General features: G+C 74.1%; 21 protein-coding genes. 15 read left to right on the top strand and 6 right to left on the bottom strand.

The window, feature by feature from the left end:
- Positions 1 to 13: 13 nt before the first annotated feature.
- The 4 genes from WCD58_RS09020 to WCD58_RS09035 all read left to right on the top strand — a co-directional run bounded on the left by WCD58_RS09020 (position 14) and on the right by WCD58_RS09035 (position 3,223).
- Entirely contained in the window at positions 14 to 418 is a 405-nt protein-coding gene (locus WCD58_RS09020) for a TOBE domain-containing protein (protein ID WP_337701785.1), read from the top strand.
- A complete protein-coding gene (modA, locus tag WCD58_RS09025; RefSeq protein ID WP_337701787.1) occupies positions 415 to 1,200 on the top strand; it encodes a molybdate ABC transporter substrate-binding protein in 786 nt (261 codons plus the stop codon). The genes WCD58_RS09020 and modA overlap by 4 nt, the downstream gene beginning before the upstream one ends.
- Positions 1,197 to 2,015 (top strand): ABC transporter permease, encoded by an 819-nt coding sequence (locus WCD58_RS09030; RefSeq protein WP_373696196.1) that lies wholly within the window; start codon positions 1,197 to 1,199, stop codon positions 2,013 to 2,015. Before modA ends, WCD58_RS09030 begins: the two co-directional genes overlap by 4 nt.
- Before the next feature lie 134 nt (positions 2,016 to 2,149).
- Positions 2,150 to 3,223 (top strand): sulfate/molybdate ABC transporter ATP-binding protein, encoded by a 1,074-nt coding sequence (locus WCD58_RS09035; protein WP_337701789.1) that lies wholly within the window; start codon positions 2,150 to 2,152, stop codon positions 3,221 to 3,223.
- Between the two features lie 41 nt (positions 3,224 to 3,264).
- On the opposite strand, the gene WCD58_RS09040 is transcribed toward WCD58_RS09035, so the two are convergent.
- Entirely contained in the window at positions 3,265 to 3,879 is a 615-nt protein-coding gene (locus WCD58_RS09040; RefSeq protein WP_337701790.1) for a TetR/AcrR family transcriptional regulator, read from the bottom strand.
- Positions 3,880 to 3,939: 60 nt separating this feature from the next.
- Between WCD58_RS09040 and WCD58_RS09045 the strand changes: the two genes are divergently transcribed.
- Together WCD58_RS09045 and WCD58_RS09050 are read left to right on the top strand one after the other, a co-directional pair.
- Positions 3,940 to 5,319 (top strand): FAD-dependent monooxygenase, encoded by a 1,380-nt coding sequence (locus tag WCD58_RS09045; protein WP_337701793.1) that lies wholly within the window; start codon positions 3,940 to 3,942, stop codon positions 5,317 to 5,319.
- Positions 5,320 to 5,367: 48 nt separating this feature from the next.
- A complete protein-coding gene (locus WCD58_RS09050; protein ID WP_337701795.1) occupies positions 5,368 to 6,027 on the top strand; it encodes a hemerythrin domain-containing protein in 660 nt (219 codons plus the stop codon).
- Between the two features lie 49 nt (positions 6,028 to 6,076).
- On the opposite strand, the gene WCD58_RS09055 is transcribed toward WCD58_RS09050, so the two are convergent.
- The gene (locus tag WCD58_RS09055) at positions 6,077 to 7,261 is read right to left on the bottom strand and encodes a phosphorylase family protein (RefSeq protein WP_337701797.1); all 1,185 of its coding nucleotides are present in this window, start codon (positions 7,259 to 7,261) and stop codon (positions 6,077 to 6,079) included.
- A 132-nt stretch (positions 7,262 to 7,393) separates the two neighbouring features.
- On the opposite strand from WCD58_RS09055, the gene WCD58_RS09060 reads away from it, so the two are divergent.
- Together WCD58_RS09060 and WCD58_RS09065 are read left to right on the top strand one after the other, a co-directional pair.
- Positions 7,394 to 9,043, top strand: coding sequence for an AMP-binding protein (locus WCD58_RS09060; protein ID WP_337701799.1), 1,650 nt, complete (start codon positions 7,394 to 7,396; stop codon positions 9,041 to 9,043).
- A gap of 155 nt (positions 9,044 to 9,198) precedes the next feature.
- Complete coding sequence (locus WCD58_RS09065) at positions 9,199 to 9,585, top strand: cold-shock protein (protein WP_337701801.1); 387 nt, start codon at positions 9,199 to 9,201, stop codon at positions 9,583 to 9,585.
- A gap of 61 nt (positions 9,586 to 9,646) precedes the next feature.
- Here WCD58_RS09065 and WCD58_RS09070 read toward each other — a convergent pair whose 3' ends face one another.
- The 3 genes from WCD58_RS09070 to WCD58_RS09080 form a co-directional block, all read right to left on the bottom strand.
- Positions 9,647 to 11,377, bottom strand: a complete 1,731-nt coding sequence (locus WCD58_RS09070) for a ricin-type beta-trefoil lectin domain protein (RefSeq protein ID WP_337701803.1) — start codon at positions 11,375 to 11,377, stop codon at positions 9,647 to 9,649.
- A gap of 138 nt (positions 11,378 to 11,515) precedes the next feature.
- Positions 11,516 to 12,025 carry a DUF2771 family protein gene (locus WCD58_RS09075; RefSeq protein WP_337701805.1) on the bottom strand — a complete coding sequence of 170 codons (510 nt, stop codon included), beginning with the start codon at positions 12,023 to 12,025 and terminating at the stop codon, positions 11,516 to 11,518.
- The gene (locus WCD58_RS09080; protein WP_337701807.1) at positions 12,022 to 13,542 is read right to left on the bottom strand and encodes an MFS transporter; all 1,521 of its coding nucleotides are present in this window, start codon (positions 13,540 to 13,542) and stop codon (positions 12,022 to 12,024) included. The genes WCD58_RS09075 and WCD58_RS09080 overlap by 4 nt, the downstream gene beginning before the upstream one ends.
- A gap of 93 nt (positions 13,543 to 13,635) precedes the next feature.
- Between WCD58_RS09080 and WCD58_RS09085 the strand changes: the two genes are divergently transcribed.
- The 3 genes from WCD58_RS09085 (at position 13,636) to WCD58_RS09095 (ending at position 18,446) form a co-directional block, all read left to right on the top strand.
- Positions 13,636 to 14,451, top strand: coding sequence for a DUF3027 domain-containing protein (locus WCD58_RS09085; protein ID WP_337701809.1), 816 nt, complete (start codon positions 13,636 to 13,638; stop codon positions 14,449 to 14,451).
- A gap of 56 nt (positions 14,452 to 14,507) precedes the next feature.
- Complete coding sequence (locus tag WCD58_RS09090; RefSeq protein ID WP_337701811.1) at positions 14,508 to 17,528, top strand: sacsin N-terminal ATP-binding-like domain-containing protein; 3,021 nt, start codon at positions 14,508 to 14,510, stop codon at positions 17,526 to 17,528.
- A gap of 75 nt (positions 17,529 to 17,603) precedes the next feature.
- Positions 17,604 to 18,446, top strand: coding sequence for an SDR family oxidoreductase (locus WCD58_RS09095; RefSeq protein WP_337701813.1), 843 nt, complete (start codon positions 17,604 to 17,606; stop codon positions 18,444 to 18,446).
- Here the strand turns inward: WCD58_RS09095 and WCD58_RS09100 are convergent.
- Complete coding sequence (locus tag WCD58_RS09100; RefSeq protein ID WP_337701815.1) at positions 18,424 to 18,690, bottom strand: DUF2530 domain-containing protein; 267 nt, start codon at positions 18,688 to 18,690, stop codon at positions 18,424 to 18,426. The two genes, WCD58_RS09095 and WCD58_RS09100, sit on opposite strands and share 23 nt — an antisense overlap.
- 79 nt (positions 18,691 to 18,769) lie before the next feature.
- Here WCD58_RS09100 and WCD58_RS09105 point away from each other — a divergent pair, with 79 nt between their 5' ends.
- The 4 genes from WCD58_RS09105 (at position 18,770) to WCD58_RS09120 (ending at position 23,714) form a co-directional block, all read left to right on the top strand.
- A complete protein-coding gene (locus tag WCD58_RS09105) occupies positions 18,770 to 20,215 on the top strand; it encodes an NCS2 family permease (RefSeq protein WP_337702040.1) in 1,446 nt (481 codons plus the stop codon).
- Between the two features lie 13 nt (positions 20,216 to 20,228).
- On the top strand, positions 20,229 to 21,305 hold the full coding sequence (locus WCD58_RS09110) for a nitrilase-related carbon-nitrogen hydrolase (RefSeq protein WP_337701816.1): 1,077 nt from the start codon (positions 20,229 to 20,231) through the stop codon (positions 21,303 to 21,305).
- 209 nt (positions 21,306 to 21,514) lie between these two features.
- Positions 21,515 to 22,660, top strand: a complete 1,146-nt coding sequence (gene sfnG / locus WCD58_RS09115) for a dimethylsulfone monooxygenase SfnG (RefSeq protein ID WP_337701818.1) — start codon at positions 21,515 to 21,517, stop codon at positions 22,658 to 22,660.
- 157 nt (positions 22,661 to 22,817) lie between these two features.
- The gene (locus tag WCD58_RS09120) at positions 22,818 to 23,714 is read left to right on the top strand and encodes a DUF559 domain-containing protein (RefSeq protein ID WP_337701821.1); all 897 of its coding nucleotides are present in this window, start codon (positions 22,818 to 22,820) and stop codon (positions 23,712 to 23,714) included.
- Positions 23,715 to 23,736: the final 22 nt, after the last annotated feature.

Below are 23,736 nucleotides of genomic sequence, written 5' to 3' on the forward strand. Positions count from 1 at the left end.
TACACTGCCCGCCGTGACGCACTTCCGGATCGCCGAGGCCGCTCGGCTGCTCGGCGTGAGCGACGACACGGTGCGGCGCTGGACCGACAGCGGCTCCCTGCCCGTGACCGCCGACGCCAGTGGCCGCAAGGTGATCGCCGGGGCGGACCTCGCGGCGTTCGCCCGGGCCCAGGCCCACGCCACCCCCGACCCCTCCGGGGTGGGCCGGTCGGCCCGCAACCGCTTCGTCGGGCTCGTCACCGAGATCGTCAGCGACAAGGTCATGTCGCAGGTCGAGATGCAGTGCGGGCCCCACCGCGTCGTCTCGCTCATGAGCACCGAGGCCGTCGAGGAGCTCGGGCTCGAGGTCGGGTCGCTGGCCGTGTCGGTCGTGAAGGCGTCGCACATCATCGTCGAGACCCCCGGAGGCATGGCGTGAGCAGCGCCCGCAGACTCGTCCTGGCCGCTGCGGCCGCCACCCTGGCGTTCGGGGTCGCCGCCTGCGGCGGATCCTCCGGTGGGGAACAACAGGCGCCGCCGACCCGCACCCTCACGGTCTCCGCGGCGGCCTCGCTGACCGACGTCTACGACCAGCTCAAGCCGCAGTTCGAACAGGCCAACCCGGGCACGACCGTCGTGTTCAACTTCGGCGGCTCGGACACGCTCGCCCAGCAGGTCGTGCAGGGCGCGCCCGCCGACGTCCTGGCCACCGCGAGCACGCGCACGATGCAGACCGCGCAGCAGGCCGGGCGCATCCAGGGCGAGCCGGTGACCTACGCGACCAACAAGCTGCAGATCGCGGTCCAGCCGGGCAACCCGAAGGGGATCGTCGACCTGACCTCGCTGGTCGGGCCGCAGGTCACCGAGTCGGTCTGCGCCCCCGCCGTCCCGTGCGGCGCCGCGACCGAGGCGGCCGAGCGCGCCGCCGGGGTCACGCTCGACCCGGTCAGCGAGGAGCAGGACGTCCGCTCGGTGCTCCAGCGCGTCGTCACCCGCAACGTCGACGCCGGCCTCGTCTACGTCACCGACGTGCGGGCGTCGGACGGGCAGGTCCAGGGCATCGACTTCCCGCAGGCGACGGCCCAGGGCGCGGCGCAGAACTACCTCGTCGGCGCGGTCGCCGGCAGCCGGAACGCCGACCTCGCGAACAGCTGGATCCAGTTCGTCACCGGCCCCCAGGGCGACGCGGTCCTGCAGCAGGCCGGGTTCGCGCTGAAGTGACGCGCGCACGTCCGGCCGGGGGTGGCGCGGTCTCCCTCGCGCTGCCCTGGCCGGTGTGGGTGCCCGCCGCGCTGGGCTTCGGCCTCATCGCGGTCCCGGTCGCCGGGCTGGTGGTCCGGACCGACTGGCCGAACTTCCTCGCGCTCATCAGCACCCCCGCGGCGCTCGACGCCCTGTGGCTCTCGCTGGTCACCGGGCTGATCTCGACCGCGTTCTGCCTGCTGCTGGGCACGCCGCTGGCGCTCGTGCTCGCCCGGTCGCACCTGCCCGGTCTGCCGGTGCTGCGCTCGGTGGTGCTGCTCCCGCTGGTCCTGCCCCCGGTCGTGGGCGGGCTGACCCTGCTGTTCCTGCTCGGGCGCACCGGGCCGGTCGGGCAGCTGCTCGACGCGTGGTTCGGCATCACGGTGCCGTTCTCGACCGAGGCCGTGATCATCGCGCAGACCTTCGTCGCGATGCCCTTCCTCGTCGTCAGCCTCGAGGGCGCGCTGCGCACGGCCGGCGAGCGCTACGAGGTCGTCGCGGCGACCCTGGGTGCCTCGCCGCTGACCGCCCTGCGCCGGGTCACGATCCCCGTGGTGCTTCCCGGCCTCGTGTCGGGCGCGGTGCTGTCGTTCGCGCGGGCGCTCGGCGAGTTCGGGGCGACGATCGCCTTCGCCGGCAACCTGCAGGGCACCACGCAGACCCTGCCGCTGCTGATCTACATCCAGTCGCAGAACGACCTCGACGGCGCGGTCGCCATGTCCCTCGTGCTCGTGGTCGTCGCGGTCCTCATCATCGTCACCACCCGCACGCGCGACGTGACGGGCGTGCGATGAGGCCGCCGATCCGGCGCCGACCGTGGGCCGCCGACCGTGCCGACCGTGCCGGCGGTTCCGGCGAAGGGCACCCCTCGCCCGGTAGACCGACCGAAGGGGACCTTCGGTCGGAATCCGGGGGGCTGCGCGCGCGGGTGACGACGCGCCGGGGCGGGTTCACGCTGGACGTGGAGATCGAGGTCGCGCCCGGCGAGGTCGTCGCCGTGCTCGGGCCGAACGGGTCCGGGAAGTCGACGCTGCTCGGCACGCTCGCGGGGCTCTACATCCCCAAGGACGCGCGGATCACGCTCGGCGGGCGGACGCTCACCGACACCGCGACCGGGCTCGCCGTGCCCGCCCACCGGCGCCGGGTCGGGCTGCTCAGCCAGCAGGCGCTGCTCTTCCCGCACCTGACCGCCCGGGACAACGTCGCGTTCGGCCCGCGCTGTGCCGGGCGCGGGCGGCGCGAGTCGCTGGAGGCCGCGGGCGAGCGGCTCGCCGAGGTGGGCATCGGGGAGCTCGCCGACCGCAGGCCGTCGGCGCTGTCGGGAGGTCAGGCGCAGCGGGTGGCGATCGCGCGCGCCCTGGCCGTCGAGCCCGACCTGCTGCTCCTCGACGAGCCGTTCGCCGCCCTCGACGTCGACGCCGCGCCCGCCGTGCGCTCGGTGCTGCGCCGCCTCGTGCGTGACACCGGCCAGACCACCCTGCTCGTCACCCACGACGTCGTCGACGCCGTGGTGCTCGCCGACCGGCTCGTCGTGCTCGCCGAGGGCCGGGTCGTCGAGGCGGGCCCGACCGCCGAGGTGCTCGCGCGCCCGCGCTCGGCGTTCGCCGCCCGGATCGCCGGGCTCGACCTGGTCACCGGCACCGCGTCGGGCGACGGGCTGACCACCCCCGAGGGCACCACGGTGCACGGCATCGCCTCGGAGAAGATCGCCGGCGGGGAGCCCGCGGTCGCGGTGTTCCCGCCGAGCGCGGTCGCCGTGCACCGCCACCGCCCCGACGGCAGTCCCCGCAACGTGCTCCCGGTCCGGCTCGCGGCGCTGGAGCCGCAGGGCGAGGTCGTGCGCCTGCGCGCGGCGGCGTCGCCGGACGGCCCGCCGTGGGCCGACGGCCTCGCCGCCGACGTCACCCCGGCCGCGGTCGCCGAGCTGGGCGTCGAGCCGGGCGACGACCTGTGGTTCGCGGTCAAGGCCACCGAGGTCGCCGTGCACCCGCGCCGCCGCTGACCCATGTGAGCGCTTTCCGCCCCTATAGGGGCGGAAAGCACTCACGTGCAGAGGGCCCGCTCGGCGGTGAGGACGAGGCGGCGCGCGACCTCCTCGGCGGAGAGCTTGCGGCCCGTGTAGAGCGCGTCGAAGCTCTCGAAGCCCGCGAGCACCCAGAGGGTGTCGGCGGCGTCCGCCTCGGTGACGTCGTCGCGCAGCACGCCCTGCTCGGCGAGGCGGTGGGCGAGGTGGAGCATGCCGCCCCAGCGGTGGTCCTCGATGCGGACGATGGCGCCGCCCACCGAGTCCGGGTCGAGCGCCGACATCGCGAACAGCACCGCGGCGACGTCCCGCATCGCCGCGTAGATCATCGTGCCGGCCCGCAGACCGCCGCGCAGGTGCTCGCGGGCGTCCGGGTGAGCCACCGCCTCGGTGAGGTCGGGGAGCCCGGACCGCACCCACAGGTCGTCGGCCAGCGCGTCGAAGAGGCCCGCCCGCGACCCGAACACCAGGTACACCGTCGACCGCGACACCCCGGCCCGCCGGGCCACGTCCTCGAGGCTCACCGCGGCGCCCGGCTTCTCCTGCAGGCGCTCCTCCAGCGCGGTGAGCACGTCCCGGCGCGTCTGTTCGGCGGACACGGCGCGCAACCGTTGCTCGTACTTCCGGGTGGCCACGAGGCCGAACCTAGCAGATTTCGCTTGACACTCTGTATTCGACTGCACAGCCTGTCTTCCATGAGACAACATGTTCATTGGAAGTGCGACGTCCTCGTCGTCGGCGGTGGTGCCGCCGGCCTCGCCGCCGCCGTCACGCTGGGGCGGCACGGCATCGACACGGTCGTCGTCGAGAAGCGCCCGACGCCGTCCACGTGGCCGCGGGCCACTGTGATCAGCACGCGGGCCATGGAGCACGTGCGCTCCTGGGGACTCGAGCGGGCGGTCCGCGCGCAGGGTCCCGACGCCGACGTGTGGCTGTGGGAGTGCGCCTCGCTCGCGACCGCCGACGAGGGCCGGGCGGTCGCGGTCGGCTACCCCACGCGCGAGCAGGCCGCCCTGGTCAGCCCCACCGCGCCGGCGGTCGTCGCCCAGGACCGGTTCGAGGCGGTGCTGCGCCGCCACCTCGCGACGCTGCCCTCCGTGCGCACGGCCTCCGGGATCGAGATCGACACGATCACCCAGGATCCCGACGGCGTCGTCGCTACCACCGCCGACGGCCGGAAGGTGCACGCCCGCTACCTCGTCGGCGCCGACGGCGCGCACAGCGCGGTGCGCCGGGCGGTGGGCATCGACGTCCAAGGCGACGAGGACGGCGTGCTGTCCGGCACCCAGGCGGTCGTGCACGCGCCGCTCGCGCAGGTCCTGGGGGCGGTCCGCTTCGGGCTGTACTGGGTCTCGGACTCGCCGGGGCTCTTCTTCCCCGCCGGGGACGACCGGTGGATCTACGTGCCCGGGCAGGACACCGACGACCCCGACGAGGCCGCCGACCTGCTCCGGCGCAGTGCCGGTGTGCCCGACCTCGACGTGCGCGTCGAGAGCGTCCGCCGGATCCACGCCGCGGCCCACGTCGCGGACACCTTCCGGGCCGGCGACGTCTTCCTCGCCGGCGACGCCGCGCACCGCGTCACCCCGCGCGGCGGCACCGGGATGAACACCGCGCTGCAGAGCGGCGTCGACCTCGCCTGGAAGCTGGCCTGGGTGCTGCGCGGCTGGGCGGGCCCGGAGCTGCTCGACACCTACGAGGTCGAGCGCCGCCCGGTCGCCGAGCACGTCGTCGCGCGCTCGACCGACCCCGACGGCAGCCGCCGCGACGTCGCCGCCGAGCTCGCCGTCGACCTCGGCGCCCGCCTGCCGCACTTCGTGCTCCCGGACGGGCGCTCGACGCTGGACCTGCTCGGCGAGGGCTGGACGGTGCTCGCCGGGCCCCGGGCGGACGCCGGCGCCCGGCTCCTCGCCGCCGGCCGTTCGGGGAGCGCGCCCGTCACCGTCCACACCCTCGACGCCGGCACCGCCTGCGCCCTCGGGCTCGGTGCCGACGGCGCCCTGCTCGCCCGCCCCGACGGCGTGCCCGTCGCCCGCCACCGGGCGACCACGGCGCGACCGCTCGCGGCCGCCTGAACGCCGTGCTCCGACCGAGACCCACCTGAACCCGCGAAGGGGACCACCATGACCGCTGCGTACACCGCCACCTCCCGCCGGCCCGGCGAGCCCGTGCCCGACCTGCTCGACTACCGCGTGGTGCACCGCGCCATGACCACCGACACGGCCCGCCTCGCCGCCGTGGCCGAGGAGCTGGTCAGAGCCCCGGACCGACGGCGCCTGCGGCTGCTGCGCCGTCACCTGCGGGGGATGACCGCCGAGATCGTCAACCACCACCGCGTGGAGGACGACGACGTCTGGCCCCTGCTCGAGGCGGTGGCCGGCGACCGCACCGGCCTGGTCGCGCTCACCGAGGACCACGAGCGGCTGGACCCGCTGCTCGACCGGGCCGGTGCGCTCGCGGCGGCTCCGACCCCCGCGCTCGCGGAGACCCTCCACGAGCTCGCGGACCTGCTCGCCCGCCACATCGCCGACGAGGAGCGCGACGTCTTCCCGATCATCGTCGACCGGGTCCGCGTCGAGGACTACGCGCGGCTCCAGGAGCGCTTCCGCGGCACGCTCGGGCTCGCGACGCTGACGTTCGTCGTGCCGTGGGTGGTCTCGCACGCCGACCCGGACGAACGCCGAGCGCTCCTCGCCGGCGCCCCGGCGCCGTTGCGGGCGATCCTCGCGCTCACCGGGCGCGGCTTCCGCGCCCGCGTCCGGCGCCTGTTCGGCCCCTCGTGAGCACTTTCCGGCGCTATAGCGCCGGAAAGTGCTCACGTACCCGGGGCGCCTAGAGGTCGGGCGGGCCGCCGAACAGCGGCTCGTCGACCGCACGGATCTCCTGGCCGGGCAGGCCCTCGGGGTGCTCGCGGCGCACCGAGTCCAGCGCGGTCAGCGCGAGGTCGAGGTGGTGGCGCTTGGAGGCCTCGTAGAACTCCTGGGCGCCGGCGGCGAGCTTCGGCGAGCCGTGCAGCGGCTTGTCCGAGACGCACAGCAGCGTCGCGTGCGGCACGCGGTACCGGAAGCCGTTGGTCGCGATCGTCGCCGACTCCATGTCGACGGCGACGCTGCGGCTCAGGCGCATGGCGCGCAGGGTCGCCTGCTGGTTGAACTCCCAGTCGCGATTGTCGGTGGTGTGCACGATGCCCAGGCGGTAGGTCATGCCGGCCTGCTGCAGGGCGTCGAGCAGGAACGAGTTCAGCCGGTGGTTGGGCACCACGGGCACGTCGAGCGGGAGCACCTCGTCGAGGACGTGGTCGGCGCGCTGGTAGCCCGTGGCCAGCACGAAGTCGCCCTTGTGCTGGTGGTTCCGCAGCCCGCCGCAGTGCCCGATCATGATCATCGTGTCGGGCCGGAGCACCGCCACGTGATCGGTCGCGGTCTTCGCGTTGGCGGGCCCGACGCCGATGTTCACCAGGCTCACGCCGTCGCCGGCCTCGGTGACGTGGTGGTAGGCGGGCATCTGCGCGCCGGGACGGTCGGGGCGCACGGCGTCCGGGAAGCGCTCGAGGAACGCCTCCACGTGCATCGCGTAGTTGGTGAAGAGCACGTGGCGCTGGAACGACGCGGCCGGTGTGCCCGTGTAGTGGCCGATCCGGTCGATCGAGAGCGCCATCCGCTCGGGGGAGAACAGGAACAACTTCTTCGAGCGGGTGTCGACGCGGTCCTCGTCGAGCGCGACGAAGAACTCCGGGTCGTCGAACGGCGGCTGGGCCCGCGACGGGCGTGCGGTGATGCGTGCGCCCGTCGCCAGCAGCGACGCCAGCTCGCGGCACAGGTAGCGGCGGATCGCGCCCGCGCGGGCGAACTCCCCGTCGAGGTGCGGGTTGTGCTCCGACCACGGCCGCACGACCTCGAGCCGCCCGTACCAGCCGTCCTCGTCGGCGGCGACGAGCACGTCGACGAGCCGGTCGGTCGCCTTCTCCACGTCCTCACTGCTCAGGCCGGTGCCGTCCACCTCGACCACGTCACCCATGGCGGCATCGTCGCAGCCGCACCCGATGGTGGCGGCCCCCGGAGGGCGCCGGCCGTCGGTACATCCGGTGACGACGGGGCGATCGACGTGACATCGTGGCCGGGACCACACCGCATGCTCGGAGGAGAGATCGTGACGGCGCCAGCCCAGCCCCTCGTGCCCAGCTACACGTCCGGGATCTCCGACATCCCGCTGCTCGGCGACACGATCGGCGACAACCTGGACCGGACCGCGGGGGCGCGCCCGGACGCCGAGGCGCTGGTGGACCGGGCCCGCGGCGAGCGCTTCACCTGGGCGCAGTTCGTGGCCGAGGTGGACGCGCTGGCGGTGGGCCTGCTCGACCTGGGCGTCCAGAAGGGCGACCGGGTGGGCATCTGGGCGCCCAACTGCTCGCCGTGGACGCTGCTGCAGTACGCGACGGCCAAGATCGGCGCGATCCTCGTCAACATCAACCCGGCGTACCGCACCCACGAGCTGGCGTTCGTGCTCGACCAGGCCGGGATCTCGCTGCTGGTGGCCGCGCGCAGCTTCAAGACGTCCGACTACGCCGCGATGATCGATGAGGTCCGACCCGAGCGTGCCGCGCTGGAGCGGGTCGTGATCATCGACTCCGACGAGTGGAACGAGCTGTTCGTCCGGAACGGCGACGTCTCGCGGGTGCGCGACGTGCAGGCGACGCTGAGCACGGACGACCCGATCAACATCCAGTACACCTCGGGCACCACCGGGTTCCCGAAGGGCGCGACGCTGTCGCACCACAACATCCTCAACAACGGCTTCTTCGTCGGGCAGCTCATCGGCTACAGCGACGCCGACCGGGTGTGCATCCCGGTGCCCTTCTACCACTGCTTCGGCATGGTCATGGGCAACCTCGCGTGCACCAGCTCCGGCGCGACGATGGTCATCCCCGCGCCCGGCTTCGACCCGACGCTGACGCTCGACGCCGTCGCCGCCGAGCGGTGCACCTCGCTCTACGGCGTGCCGACGATGTTCATCGCCGAGCTGGGCCTGGAGAACTTCGAGTCCTACGACCTGACCAGCCTGCGCACCGGGATCATGGCCGGCTCGCCGTGCCCGATCGAGGTGATGAAGCAGGTCGTCGAGCGGATGGGCATGTCCGAGGTCGCCATCTCCTACGGCATGACCGAGACCAGCCCGGTGTCCACCCAGACCCGTGTCGACGACTCGCTGGACCGCCGCGTGTCCACCGTGGGGCGCACGATGCCCCACCTCGAGTCCAAGATCGTCGACCCGGAGACCGGCCTGACCGTGCCGCGCGGCGAGCCGGGGGAGCTGTGCACGCGGGGCTACTCGGTGATGCTCGGCTACTGGGAGCAGCCCGAGAAGACCGCCGAGGTGATCGACCGCGCCCGCTGGATGCACACCGGCGACCTGGGCGTCATGGACGACGAGGGCTACATCAACATCACCGGCCGGATCAAGGACATGGTGATCCGCGGCGGGGAGAACATCTACCCGCGCGAGATCGAGGAGTTCCTCTACACCCACCCGGACATCGTCGACGCGCAGGTCATCGGGGTCCCCGACGAGCGCTACGGCGAGGAGCTCATGGCGTGGGTGCGTCAGAAGGCGGGCACCGAGGCCCTCACCGCGGAGTCGCTGCGCGAGTTCGCCACCGGCAAGCTCGCCCACTACAAGATCCCGCGCTACGTGCACGTCGTCGAGGACTTCCCGATGACCGTCACCGGCAAGGTCCGCAAGGTGCAGATGCGCGAGGAGTCGGTCGAGCTCCTCGGCCTCGCGAGCGCTCCGACGGCCTGAGGCTCACGCCGGCAGGGTCGTGACCCCCGTCGGCCGCCGTGTGCCCGGCGAAACTCGCACGGATTCGCGGTGGCCGCGCGGGGATAAACTGGGCCTCTGCGCTCCGGCGGTCGCCGGGGCGTTTTGTCGTGACGATGTGAACCCGGGAGACGACGGTGCCGACCGGCAAGGTCAAGTGGTACGACGCCGAGAAGGGCTTCGGCTTCCTGTCGCAGGAGGGCGGGTCCGACGTCTACGTGCCCAAGGGAGCGCTGCCCCGCGAGGTGGAGTCGCTGAAGTCCGGGCAGCGCGTGGAGTTCGGGATCGCCGAGGGGCGGCGGGGCCCGCAGGCGCTGCAGGTCAAGCTCGTCGACCCCGCGCCGTCGGTCGCCGAGGCCGCGCGCCGCTCGCCCGACGAGCTCCACGGCCTCATCGACGACATGATCAAGCTGCTCGAGGCCAAGGTGCAGCCCGACCTGCGCCGTGGCCGCTACCCGGACCGCCGCAACACCAAGCGGCTCGCCGAGGTCGTCCGCGCCGTCGCCCGGGAGCTCGAGGGCTGACGCCAGGTGAGTGATCCGGGTCGTCAGGACGACCCGGACCACTCGCCCGAGCCTCCGCCCCTCAGTTGGCCGGGATGGCCGGTGTCGACGTGGCGGGCACCGGTGCGCTCGACGGCGTCGTCGCCGGCGGGGTCGGCAGCGTCGGCGGGACCGACACGAGCGGTGCGACGAGCTCGGGCAGCAGGGGCTGGCGCGGCGTGCCCCCACCGCCGACGCTGCTCGGGCCGTTGTTGTCGACCACCTGCAGCACCTGGCGGAGCTTCTGCACGTCGCGGCTCCAGGCGTTCGGGGAGCTCGCGTACACCTCGAAGTCCTGGCCGTAGTCCGCGCGGAACTGCGTGCGCATGTTGCCCGCGGGCCCGTTCTCGGCGTTGAAGGCGAACGACGGGCCGTAGGTGTCGTCGACGACGTAGGCGCCGTAGTTCTGCAGCGTCCAGGCGATCTGACGACCGGGCTCGGTGGTCAGGCCCAGCGAGCCGATGTTCACCGACGGCGGGATCGCGAGCAGCGAGCCCATGCGCATCGCGGTGTTCGTGTTGTTGCCGACCGCGCCGTACCAGCCGACCGCGTAACTGTCGGACTTCACCGCGGGCCACCGGAAGCACTCCGGGCGCGACGCGCACCGGCCGAGCTCGCCGCGCGCGTACAGGTTGATCTTCAGCGCGTGCCGCGGGCCCTGCTGCCCCGGCCGGAGCTCGCCGATGCGGATCGAGCCGCCGAGCGCGCTCATGCCCGACCCGCCGTGCGAGCCCTGGATGCCGGGGCCGTAGATGTCCTGGTCGGGGTAGCGCACGTAGCTCGTGGCCGGGCCGCCCGCGGCGCAGCGGGCCAGCGGCTGGGTCTGGACGACCGTGCGGCCGTCGGCGGCGATGAACGCGGCGCTCTGGTTCTTGTTGTCGCTGGGCAGCACGTAGTTCGCCGGGATCGGCACCGTCGCCAGCGTCGTCGCCGGGTCGGTGACGCAGCGGTCGCCGCCCCAGCCGCCGGGGCTCGCGAGGATCGGCGTCAGCGGCGCGGTCGGGGTGAGCACGAGGGGCTCGTCGTCGACCTGCGGGACGCGGGCGCCGGTGCTGCCGCCGGGCAGCGCGGGCAGGTTCGCGGGGACGTAGGTGGCGCCGCTGCCGATCGGCATGTTCCAGATCGAGGACGACGCGAACGGCTGGCGCAGCGGGTCACGGGTCGCCGGCGGTGTGGTCGTCGTCGTGGTCGTCGGCGGCACCGTCGTCGTGGTGGTGGGCCGCGTGGTGGTGGTCGTGGTCGGCGGCGTCGTGGGCGTCGAGGCCGCCGGGACGGTCCAGCGCATCGCGGTCGCCGTGGTGCAGGTCGCGAGCACCATGCGGGTGCCGGCCGTGGTGCTGTTGTTCAGCGGGGCGAGGCAGCGCACGGCCTGCCGGTTGACGATCAGCCCGTCGGTGCGCACGACCCAGTGCTGGCTGTTGTTGGTGGGCGCGCACGTCTGGAGCACGACCGACGTGCCCGCGGCCGTGCCGTTGTTCAGCGTGCCGAGGCAGCGCCCGGCCGGGGTCTTGATCGCCTCGTCGTTCGCCCACCGGCTGAACTGCTGGGCCTGGTTGGTGGCGGCCCCGCAGGCCGCGATCTGGATCTTGTTGTTCGCGGTGGTCGCGTTGTTCAGGTTCTCCAGGCACCGGCCCGCGGCGTTGCGGAACTGGCCGAGCACGGTCGCGGCCTCGGCCTGCGGCGCCGCCACGACGGTGGAGAACGCGAGCACCGTCGCGACGATCACCCCGGCGGCGGCGAGCCATCGTGCCGATCTGACGCGCGTCGTCCCCATGTCCGTACTCCCCCCGAGAGCCGCCTGTGTGGTCGTGCACCGTGGCCCTCGCGGAGACACGTACCCAGAGCCGAACGGGTGAAAGCACGCGACGCCACTCGACGGGATGTCACTGGACCCGGTGGCGGGCCCGGCGTGTCAGCGGTCGTCGACGCTGAGCACCCAGGTGGAGCGGGTGGCGAACTCCAGCCCGTTCGGACCCTGGCTGATCCGCGCGCCGTACTGCTGGACCTCGGCGCTCTCGAGCTGGTCGGACGCCACGGGCAGGATCAGGGTGAAGCTCGGCGTCGTGCCCGGCGCGAACACCGGGCTGCGGCCCTGCTGGATCGCGCCGGCCGGGTCGCGGAAGGTGAAGGCGAGCTGCCAGGGGGTGCCCACGACCTCCTCCGGCACGGTGACGGTCAGTGGCGTGTTCGGCGGGACGCGCAGGACGGCGTTCGCCTCCGGGTCGTCGCCGCACTCGGTGACCTGGACGTCGCAGAACTGGCTCGCGCCCACCGACGTCGTCGCCCCGCCCGCGGCGAACGTGACGTCGCCGGGCGAGGTCGGGCCGGCGGTCGCCCGCACGACGAGCACGACGATCACGGCCACGACGGCGACGAGGAGCACGGCGCCGATCACGACCGTGCGCCGGGAGAGCGACCTCACCGCCCCACCCGCGGCACCATCGACGTCCCTCGCGTGATCAGCACGGTCTGCACGGTACCGATCGCCATCACGACGCCGATGACGGTGAACCCGATCCACCACGTCGGCGGGAGCAGCACCCCGAGCGCGCCGCCGAACACCCAGGACAGCTGCAGGATCGTCTCCGAGCGCCCGAACGCCGACGCCCGGTTGGCCTCGGGCAGGTCGCGCTGCACCATCGCGTCGAGGCACACCTTGAGCAGCGCGCTCATCGACGCGGCGACCAGGGCGGCCACGGCGGCGGTGGCCAGGCCGGTGACCGTCGCGGCGAGGACGACCCCGGCCAGCGCGAGCACCAGACAGACGATCATCAGCACGCGGGGGCGCCCGAACCGCTGGCGGGCCCCGATGAAGTTGCCGACGAACCCGCCCGCCCCGGCCGCGGCGCCGACGACCCCGAGCAGGATCAGCTGGTCGCCCGGCGCACCCTCGGTCTCGTTCTTGACGACGAAGGCCGAGAACAGCATGAGGAACCCGGTGAGGCTGCGGATGGTGCCGTTGGCCCAGAGCGCGGTGACGACGTCGCGGCTCAGCGGCGTGCGGCGGCGCTGCCCGGTCTCGTCGTGCACCGGGAGGATGCGCGTCGGCTCCTCGCCCTCGGTGACCTCGACCCAGGCGGGGATGCGCAGGCAGAGCCACACGGCCGCGAGGCAGATCGCCGCGGTCAGCCAGGCGGCGCCGGGGGAGCCGAATAGCCACGCGACCCCCGCGGCGACGCCCCCGGCGACGCCGGAGGCGACGAGTCCGAACACGGTGAGCCGCGAGTTCGTCGTCACCAGCGTGATGCCCGGCGGCAGGACCCGCGGCGTCACCGCCGCCTTGAGCACGCCGAACGACTTCGACAGCACCATGATCCCGAGCGCGGCGGGGTAGAGCGCCCAGGTGTCCATCCACAGCGCGAGCACCACGGCCAGCACGCCCTGACCGGCCGTGGACGCCGCCATCGCGGCGCGCCGGCCCTGCTGCAGGCGGTCGAGCGCCGGTCCGATCACGGGCGCGACCAGCGCGAACGGCGCCACGGTGATGAGCAGGTAGAGCGCGACGCGGCTCTTGCTCTCGGCGCTGGCGGCGGAGAAGAACAGGGTGTTGGCGAGCGCGACGGCCAGGGTCGCGTCGGAGGCGTAGTTCGCCATCCAGGCGTAGGTCAGGGCGGTGAGCCCCGAGCGGTCGGCGCCGTCGGCCGACGCCGCACGGTGGAACGCCCGCGCGCCCTGCTGGGTCAGGCGGCGGGCCCGCCAGGCCGCGACCCGCGTGACGGTGATCTTCCGGGGGCCGGGGTCGTCGTCCTGCTCCGGGCGGGGCGCGTCGTACTGCGTCTCGGCGCGCGGGTCGTAGCGCGTGGAGTAGCGGGTGTCCTCGTCCTGCGGCCCCTCGTCGTCCCCGGGAGGGAACGGGCGCGTCGACCGGGCCGTCGGTGGCAGGCGCCCGGGGCGGCGCCGGGGCCGTGGACCGTACGGATGCGGGGACGGTCCGGTCACCCGCCCATGATGACGGAGCGGTGACCGGCGCTCGACCGCGTGTGGCGGGCGCCCGCCTCTCGCGCGCACGCGACGGACGGGCACAATCGTCGTGTGGTCCCCGAGCTCGCCGACCCGACCCTCGACGTCGCACCCACCGTCGCCGCCCACCTGGCCGCGGCGGCCGACCTCGCGCGCGCCGCGGCGGTGGAGACCGCCGACGGCGACGCCGCCCAGGTCGGTGCGTCGGTCGCCGTGCGCGCCGAGGACGTCCCCGACGCCGCGACCCACTACTTCGCGGCCGACAAGCCCGGCTACCGCGGCTGGTACTGGGCGGTCACCGTCGCGGGCCCCGAGAGCGACGTCGGGGTCAGCGAGGTCGTGCTGCTGCCCGGGCCGGAGTCGGTCGTGGCGCCGACCTGGGTGCCGTGGACCGAGCGGCTCACCGCCGACGACCTCGGCCCCGGCGACCTGCTGCCGGTCGAGGACGACGACGAGCGCCTCGTGCCCGCGTCCGCGGCGCTGGACCCCGAGTCCGAGGACGACGACGGCGCGGGCTCCGGCGTCCGCGAGGTGGGCGACGAGCTCGGCATGGGCCGCCCGCGCGTGATGAGCCGCGAGGGTCGCCTCGACGCGGCCGTGCGCTGGTCGGACGGCGCCTTCGGCCCGGGCGCGGACATGGCCCGCGCGGCGTCCGCGCACTGCGGGACCTGCGGGTTCTACCTCCCGGTCGCCGGCTCGCTGCGCGCCGCGTTCGGCGTGTGCGGCAACGGCAACGTGCCCGCCGACGGCCGCGTGGTGCACGCCGAGTACGGCTGCGGCGGCCATTCCGAGCTGCAGGTCGACAGCGGCGCGATCGTCGCGGTCGCCGACCTCGTCTACGACGACGGGGTCGAGATGGAGACCGAGACCGCCGGATCGGGCGGCTGAGCACCGCCCCTCCCGGTCGTCGCGGGAGTGACGGCACCGAGCGGGAAAGGGAAGCCGTGAGCCCCGATCCCTTCGGCACCACCGCCCTGCGACGGGCGGTCCTCGACACCTGGGCTGCCTCGCCGGCGCGCTTCCGCGAGGACGCCAACGCCGAGGAGGACCTGCTCCGCGGCGGGTACCGCGACCGCTGGTTCGTCGAGCTCGCGCAGAACGCCGCCGACGCCGCGGAACGGGCGGGGACGACCACGGTGCTGCGGGTGCGGGTCGCTTCCGAAGTCCTGAGTGTCGCCAACTCCGGCGTCCCCCTGGACGCCGACGGCGTCGCCGGCCTCGCGTCGCTGCGCGCGTCGGCCAAGCGCGACGGCGGCGGGGTCGGGCGGTTCGGCGTCGGGTTCGCGGCGGTCACGGCCATCAGCGACGCCCCGCGCGTCGTCACCCGGGGCGGCGGGGTCGTGTTCGACCGCGCCCGCACCGCCGCCGAGGTCGCCGACCTGGGCGTCCCCGCCCTCACCGACGAGCTCGCCCGCCGCGACGGCGCGGCCCCGGCCCTGCGGCTGGTGTGGCCCACGGACGCCGGCGAGTCCGCGCCGTCCCCCGGCACGGACACCGAGGTCCGGCTGCCGCTGCGCCCCGGCGTCGACGCCGGCGAGCTGCTCGCCACCGCCGCGGCCCAGGCGCCCGACCTCCTGCTCGCCCTGCCCGCCCTGCACGCCGTCGACCTCCCGGACGGGGTGGTGACGCGCAGCGAGGAGGGCGACCTCGTGCGCGTCGGCGACCGCGCCTGGCACGTGCTGCGCGCCGAGGGCACGATCCCCGCCGGGCTGCTCGCCGACCTGGCCGTCGAGGACCGCGCGCGCACCGGGTGGCGGGCGACCTGGGCGACGCCTGCCTCCGCCGACGAGGTGCTCCACGCCCCCACCCCGACCGACGAGGTGTTCCACGCCCCCACCCCGACCGACGAGCGCACCACCCTGCCCGCGCGCCTGCTCGCGACGGTGCCGCTCGACCCCGACCGCCGCCACGTGCGGGCCGGCGCGGTCACCGAGCACGTCCTGCGCGCCGCCGCGGCCCGCTACCCCGACCTCGTGCGCGCCCGCCCGGCCGAGGAGCGCCCGGCGCTGGTGCCCCGGCCCGCGCTGCCCGCGTCGGCGGTCGACGCCACGCTGCGCGACGCGGTGCTCGAGGCGCTGCGGACGTCGAGCTGGCTCCCGGCCGTGTCCGGCGACGACCTCGCCCCGGCGGGTGCGCAGGTGCTCGACCTCGAGGACGCGGCGCTCGCTGATCAGCTCGCCGACGTCCTGCCCGGGCTCGTCGACACCCGGCTCGCCGCGCCCCGGCACGCCCCGGCGCTCGCCGCGGTCGGGGTCACGCGGGTCGGGCCCGCCGCGCTCGCCAACGCGCTCGCCGGGCTCGACCGCCCGGTGGGCTGGTGGCGTGCGCTCTACGGGCGGCTCGCGCTCCTGACCACGCCCGGCGTGCGCGACGAGCTCGCGGCCCTGCCCGTCCCGCTGGCCGACGGCCGGGTGGTCGGCGGTGCGCGAGGGGTCCTGCTGGCCGGTGACGACCCGGCTCTCGCGGCCCGCCTCGCCGCCGCCGGCGTCCCCGGGCTCCGGGTCGCCGCGCCCGGGCTGGCGGACGGGGGCGGGCGGGACGACGACACCGTGGGCGACCTCCTCGTCGCCCTCGGCGCCCGCCGCGTCGACGGCGCCGCCCTGCTCGCCGACCCGGCCCTGCGCGAGGCCGTCGACCGCTCCGTCGACGACGCCGAGGCGGGCGTCGACACCGAGACCCTCGACGCGCTCGGCGCCCTGGTGCTCGCGCTCGTGGCGGCCGGGGGAGACGCCGACCGAGGGCTGGGGGCGATCGCGCTGCGCGACGCCGAGGGCGGCTACCGGCGCGCCGACGAGCTCGTGCTGCCCGACGGCGCGCTGCGCGGGCTCGTCGACCCCGACGGGCCGCTCGGCGTGCTCGACCCCGCCGTCGCCGGGGCCCACCCGCGCCACGTGCTCACCGCGGTCGGCGTGCTCGACGGGTTCGCGATCCTGCGCGACGACGAGCCCGCGGGCCCCGACCACGACCTCGACGACGAGGAGACGTGGTGGGCGGAGGAGATCGACCCGGTGGCCGAGCGCCCGGACGGTCCCGACGGCGACGCACCGGGTCCGATGGTGGCCGTGCGGGACCTCGAGCTGGTCGCCGAGGGCCGGTGGGACGCCGCCTGGTCGGTGCTGGCCGGCGACCGGGAGGTTCGCGAGGCGCTCGGCGGCGCGCGCCCGGTGGGTGCGGTCGACCCGTCCGACGGTCCCCGCCCCTACACGGCCTGGTGGCTCGGGCGGCACGGGCGCCTCGCGGGGCACGCGCCGACGGCCTGGCGCCTGCCCGGCGCGGGCGCGGTGGACGGGCTCTACGACCCCGTCCCCAGCGACGTCGCCGCCCGCCTCGACCCCGCGTTCCTCGCGGCGATCGGCGTGCGCACCCGGGCCCGGGTGGACTCGACCGAGGACGCCGGCGACCTGCTCGCCCGCCTCGCCGAGCCCGCCCGCGTGGTGCCCCCGGCGCGTGCGGCCGCCGCGCACGCCGCGCTCGCCGACGCGGTGGCCGCCGGGCGCGTCAGCGTCGCCGACGTCGAGCCGCCCGACCGCGTGCGCACCGCCGACGGCGCGGTGCACGACGCCGACCCGCACCGGGGCGTCCCGCCCGCCGTGCTCGACCGCGCCCAGCTCGGGGGCGTCCTCCCGCCCGGGGTGCTGGTGCTGCCCGGCACCGGCGACCCGGCGCTGCTCGCCGACCTGCTCGATCTCGCGCCCGCGTCCGAGCGCGTGCGGGTGACCGTGCGCGAGGGCGGGCGCGCGGTGCCGTGGGACGAGCTGCCCGCGGCCGTGGCCTGGGCGTCGGCGCTGCGCCGCCCGCTGCCCGCCGGCGCGCTGGTGCTGCACGAGCGCCTGCGCGTGCTGGTCGTCGACGACGAGCGCGGCGGCGCGCCCGTCGAGTACACGCCGTCGGCGTGGGTCGACGACGACGGCGTCGTGCACGCCGACGACCCGGTGCGCGGACTGCTCGCCGCTCTGGCCGGCTGAGACGCGATAGCGGACCGAATCCGTCCGCCCCTCCGGCGACGATCAGCTCAGCAGCCGATCGAGGAGGAGGACCGCATGACGATCCTGGTGACCGGGGCGACGGGCACGGTGGGGCGTTCGCTGGTGAGCCAGTTGCTCGAGGCCGGGCACGCGGTGCGCGCGCTCACCCGCGACCCCGCCCGCGCCGACCTGCCGGCCGAGGCGGAGGTCGTGCGCGGCGACCTCACCGACGTCGGCACCCTGACGGAGGCCTTCGCGGGGGTCGGGGCCGCGCACCTGATCACGTTCAGCGGGGAGTTCGGCGCCACCCTCGAGAACGGCGCCGAGATCGTCGACGCGCTGGTGGCGGCGGGCGTGGCCCGGGTCAGCGTCCTCGGCGGCTGGGACACCAGCACCGTCGAGCCCGCGCTGGACGCCGCCGGGGTGCCGTGGGCGCTGCTCTCGCCGGTCGAGTTCATGGCCAACGCCCTGGACCACGCCGAGGCGATCCGCACGACCGGCGAGGTCCGCGTCCACGACGTCGGCCGCACGAGCGCGATGGTGCACGAGGCCGACATCGCTGCGGTCGCGCTCGCGGTCCTCACCGGCGCGGCGCCGACCGGGCAGCAGTACCTGCTCACCGGCGGCGAGGCGCTGACCCTGGAGCAGAAGCTGGCCGCGATCGCCGCGGCCACCGGGCAGCCGGTCACGCTGACGCGGCTCTCCGAGGAGGACGCCCGCGCCGACCTCGCCGCCGCCGGCCTGACGCCGGAGATGATCGACTTCACGATCGCGCTGGAGCAGGACCCGCCGCCGATCGGCTCGCACCCGGCGCCCACCGTCGCCGAGGTGACCGGCCGTGCGCCCCGGACCTTCGCGCTCTGGGCGCGGGAGAACGCCGACGCGTTCCGGGCCGTCAGAGCTTCTGCGCGCCCTTGACCCCGCGGCGGATCGCGCGGCGCTGGAGGGCGAGCACGCCGAGCCCGATCGCGCCCAGCCCGACCCCGATGAGCGCGGCGGCGAACCAGACGTCGAGCGGGCGCACGCCGAGCGCGGCGAGGACCCCGAGCACGACGGCGGCGGCCGCCCACACCGCCGAGCCCGCGAGCACGACGGGGACCGGATCGGTCAGCCGGCGCGGCAGGGGCGGCGGCTCGGCGTGCAGATCGAACCGGCGGGCCACGCCGGACACCCTACGTGAGTGGAATTCCCGGCTGTGGCCGTGAAGATCACGCACATAGGATTCGCGTGAACCGGTTAGCCTGCCGCCCGTGTTGCAGCGCTTCTTCCGCCTGAACGAGCGGGGGACCTCGGTCGGCCAGGAGGTCCGCGGCGGCGTCGTCACCTTCGTGACGATGGCCTACATCGTGGTCCTCAACCCCCTGATCCTCGGCAGCATCGACCCGGCCTCGCCGTCGGCGAAGCGCGACATCCTCGGGGCGACGCTGACCGTGCCGCAGGTCGCGGCCGTGACGGCCCTGGTCGCGGGCGTCATGACGATCATCTTCGGCCTCGTCGCGAACTTCCCGTTCGCGATGGCGACGGGCCTGGGCATCAACACCCTGGTCGCGGTCACGATCGCGCCGCAGGTGAGCTGGCCCGAGGCGATGGGCCTCGTGGTGGTCAACGGCATCATCATCGTGATTCTGGGTCTCACCGGGTTCCGGACCGCGGTGTTCAACGCGATCCCCGATCCACTCAAGATCGCGATCGCGGCCGGGATCGGCGCGTTCATCGCGTTCATCGGCTTCGTCGACGCCGGGTTCGTGCGGCGGCTGCCCGACGCCGCGAACACCACGGTGCCGGTCGGCCTGGGCATCGAGGGCTCGATCGCGTCCTGGCCGACGGCCGTGTTCTGCTTCGGCCTGCTGCTCACCGGCGTGCTCGTCGCGCGGGGCGTGCGCGCCGGCATCCTGGTCGGCGTCCTCACCACGACCGTGGTCGCGATCGTCGTCGAGGCGATCGTCGCGGTCGGGCCGTCGAACGGCACCAACCCCAAGGGCTGGAACCTCGGCTACCCGGGGCTGCCGTCCTCGATCGTGTCGCTGCCCGACCTCTCGCTGGTCGGCGACGTCTCGTTCGGCGCGTTCGCGCGGCTGCCCGCGCTCGCGGTGACGCTGCTGGTCTTCACGCTCGTGCTCGCGAACTTCTTCGACGCGATGGGCACCATGACCGGCCTGGGCCGCCAGGCGGGACTGCTCGACGAGAACGGGCAGCTGCCGCGGGTCGGGCGCGCCCTGGTCGTCGAGGGTGCGGGCGCGATCGCCGGCGGCGCGGCGTCGTCGAGCTCCAACACCGTGTTCGTCGAGTCGGCGTCGGGCATCGCGGAGGGCGCGCGCACCGGGCTCGCCAACGTCGTCACCGGCCTGCTCTTCCTGGCCGCGATGTTCTTCACCCCGCTCTACGAGATCGTCCCCGTGGAGGCGGCCGCGCCGGCGCTCGTCATCGTCGGCGCGCTGATGATCGGCGGCGTCCGCGACGTCGAGTGGTCCGACTTCTCGGTGGCCCTGCCGGTGTTCCTGACGATCGTCGTCATGCCGTTCACCTACTCGATCGCCAACGGCATCGGGGCGGGGTTCATCACCTGGGTGCTGCTGCGCACCGCCACCGGCCGCGTGCGGGAGATCCACCCGCTGATGTGGGTCGTCGCCGTCGCGTTCGTCCTCTATTTCGCCGTCACACCGTTGCGCGTGCTCTTCGGGCTGTGAGGGACTTGTCCCTGTGACCAGGCCCCGTGCGATCGAGCCCTACCAGGTGGTCGGCCTGATCCCGACGATGCGCGGGATCCGCTACCGCGACGAGATCAAGGTCAACATCGAGCACCTCGAGCACCTGGCGAAGGCCGCGTCGTGGCTCTCGGCGATGGCGCTGCCGGTCCGGCTCATCACCATCCCCGAGGGCGCGCTGCAGGGCTTCAACGACGAGGTCCTCGACCACGACCACGAGTGGTTCGCCCGCGAGTGCGCGATCGACATCCCGGGCCCGGAGACCGACGCGCTCGGGCGGATGGCCGCGACGTGGGACGCGTACGTCATGGCGACCGCGAAGGCGCGCCACCCCGAGTTCCCCGGGCGCTTCTTCAACGTCGGCTTCGCGATCTCCCCGCAGGGCGAGATCGTGCTCAAGCACCACAAGGTCGTCCCGCTGCTGCCCGTCGAGCACTCGGTGACGCCGCACAACGTCTGGGACCGCTGGGTCGAGCTGTACGGCGACGGGCTCGACGCGTTCTACCCCGTGGCCGACACCGAGATCGGGCGCCTCGGGATCATGATGGCGAACGAGGCGTCGTACCCGGAGAACGCGCGGGGCCTGGCGATGAACGGCTGCGAGGTCGCCTACCGCGGCCCGTACCCGCACCCGCACGCCGGCAACGGCTTCTACGAGATCCAGAACAGGGCGCGGGCGCTGGACAACAACATGTACGTCGTCGCCAACCAGGTCGGCACGTACTACCTGCACACCGACTCCGACGTCCCCATCGACACCTTCGGCTCGCCCAGCATGATCTGCGACTACCGCGGCAGCGTCGTCGGCGAGGTCGGGTACGCGGGCCACTCGACGTACATGGCCGGGACGATCGACATCCAGGCGCTGCGCGACTTCCGGGCGCGCGCCCAGTTCGGCAACTGGCTCAAGGACCTGACCACCGAGCAGTACCAGGTCATCTACTCCGAGCCGATCTACCCGAAGAACCTCTACCTCGACCGCGCGCCCTACGACCACGCCGACTACCGGCGCGAGGTCACCGAGAAGCAGATCGAGCTGCTCCATACCCGCGACGTCTGGCGCCGACCCTGACTGTGACCGACCTCGGGCTGCGGTTGACAGGGTCGAGCAGTACCGGAAGCGTCGTCTCGCAATGGGTAGCGCACCACTGACGCGCCGTCGTCACGTCGACTTCGGGCTGCTCGCGACCGCGATCTGTCGCTGAGCCCCGTTCGTCCCGCCCTGCCCTTTTCTGCGCGCCTGCGCGTCCACACACCCCCTCGACGAGGAGGCATCCCGCCGTGTCCGTCGGCATCCCCACCAAGCCGCTGCGCTTCGCCTACTGGGTCCCCAACGTCTCGGGCGGCCTGGTCACCAGCGGCATCGAGCAGCGCACCGACTGGAGCTGGGAGTACAACCGCGACACCGCGATCGCGGCGGAGAACTCCGGGTTCGAGTTCGCGCTCTCCCAGGTCCGCTACATGGCCAGCTACTCCGCGGAGTACCAGCACGAGTCGACGTCGCTCTCGACCGCGCTGATGATGGCCACCGAGCGACTCAAGGTCATGGCCGCGGTCCACCCGGGCCTGTGGCACCCGGGGGTGTTCGCCAACATGGGCGCCACCGTCGACCACCTCACCGCCTCGACCGGCCACGGCGGGCGCTTCGCCACCAACATCGTCTCGGGCTGGTTCAAGGGCGAGTTCACCGCGTTCGGCGAGCCCTGGCTCGAGCACGACGAGCGCTACCGGCGCACCGAGGAGTTCATCCGCTGCCTCAAGGGCATCTGGGAGGAGGACGACTTCACCTTCCGCGGCGACTTCTACCGGTTCCACGACTACTCGCTGAAGCCCAAGCCGCTGAACACCCCGGAGCGCCCGCACCCGGAGATCTTCCAGGGCGGCAACTCCACGGCCGCCCGGCAGATGGCCGGCCGCGTCTCGGACTTCTACTTCTCGAACGGCAAGGACTTCGACGGCGTCGTCGAGCAGCTGCACGACGTCAACACCGCGGCCGCCGAGAACAACCGCACGGTGAACTTCGGCCTCAACGGCTTCATGATCGTCCGGGACTCCGAGAAGGAGGCCCGCGACACCCTGCGCGAGATCGTCGACAAGGCGAACAAGGACCAGGTCGAGGGCTTCCGCCAGGCCGTCCAGCAGGCCGGCGCGTCGGCGTCGGACGGCAAGGGCATGTGGGCGGAGTCGTCGTTCGAGGACCTCGTGCAGTACAACGACGGCTTCAAGACGCAGCTGATCGGCACCGCCGAGCAGGTCGCCGACCGGATCATCGAGTACAAGAAGCTCGGCGTCGACCTCAACCTCCTGTGCTTCCTGCACGTGAAGGAGGAGATCGAGCAGTTCGGCAAGGAGGTCCTGCCGATCATCCGCGAGAAGGAGGCGGAGCTCCCGGACGCCGAACCGGCCCCCGCGCTCGCCCAGGCCTGACCCGGCGTCTGCACCGCACCCGCACCCGCACCGCGCCGGCGGCGGTTACTGGCTGGTATCGCTCGCCAGGCGAGCGATACCAGCCAGTAACCAGACATCGCCCACCCGGCACCGAGATCGATGGAGCCGCGCAGCGGCCGGCTGCGTCGAACCGGGTGTGGAACTCCTCGAACTCCTGCGCACCCAGAACGGTCTCGTCAGCCACGGCCAGGCCCGGGGTCTCGGCATGTCCCCGGCCGCCATCGGGCGCCGACTCGGTGCCGAGGAGTGGATCGAGGTCCACCCTCGCGTCTACCGCTCGGCTTCCCACGAGCTGACGCCGCGCGCCTCGCTCCGCGCGGCGGCGCTGTGGGCGGGCGACGGAGCGACGCTGATCGGAGCGGCCGGGGCGGCATGGTGGAACCTCACCGACCATCACCCGGACACGGTCGCCCTCGCTGTGGGCGCCGGCGGGGGCCACTCGCCGCCGGCGGGCATCCGCACGGTGCGCCGGACGGTGGGCGACCTCGCCCGGGTGAAGGTCGACGGCGTGTGGGTGGCGCACCGGGCGGACACCGCGCCGGAGGCGGCCGTGTCGCTCGGCCTCCTCGAGGGCGCACGTCTCCTTGACCGCGCGCTGCAGCAGGAACGCGTCGGGCTCCCGGCGTTGCGCAAGGCCCTGGAGGCCATGGGACAGCGTCACGGGGTGGTGCTCGCCCGCCGCTTGGTCGCCCTCGCCGAGGGCGGCGCGCGGTCGGAGGCGGAGCGCAGAGCTCATCGCCGGCTCGCCCGCGCCCGGATCACCGGGTGGACCGCGAACCTGCCCGTCGACCTCCCGGGCCTCGGTCGCGCCGTCCTCGACATCGCCTTCCCCGAGCACCGGATCGCGATCGAGATCGACGGCTGGGCGTTCCACCGCGATGTCGACCGCTTCCGGCGCGACGCCCTGCGGCAAAACGAAGTCGTCATCGGCGGTTGGAGGGTGATCCGCGTGACCTGGTACGACCTCCAGGAGAAGCCCGACTACCTCGTCGACGTCGTCGTCCGGGCGCTGTGCGCGAGCGCCGCGGCGTGAACCCGGCGCAACCCCGGCGCAA

Origin of the sequence: Actinomycetospora flava (assembly GCF_037400335.1) — a bacterium.
Lineage (GTDB): Bacteria > Actinomycetota > Actinomycetes > Mycobacteriales > Pseudonocardiaceae > Actinomycetospora > Actinomycetospora flava.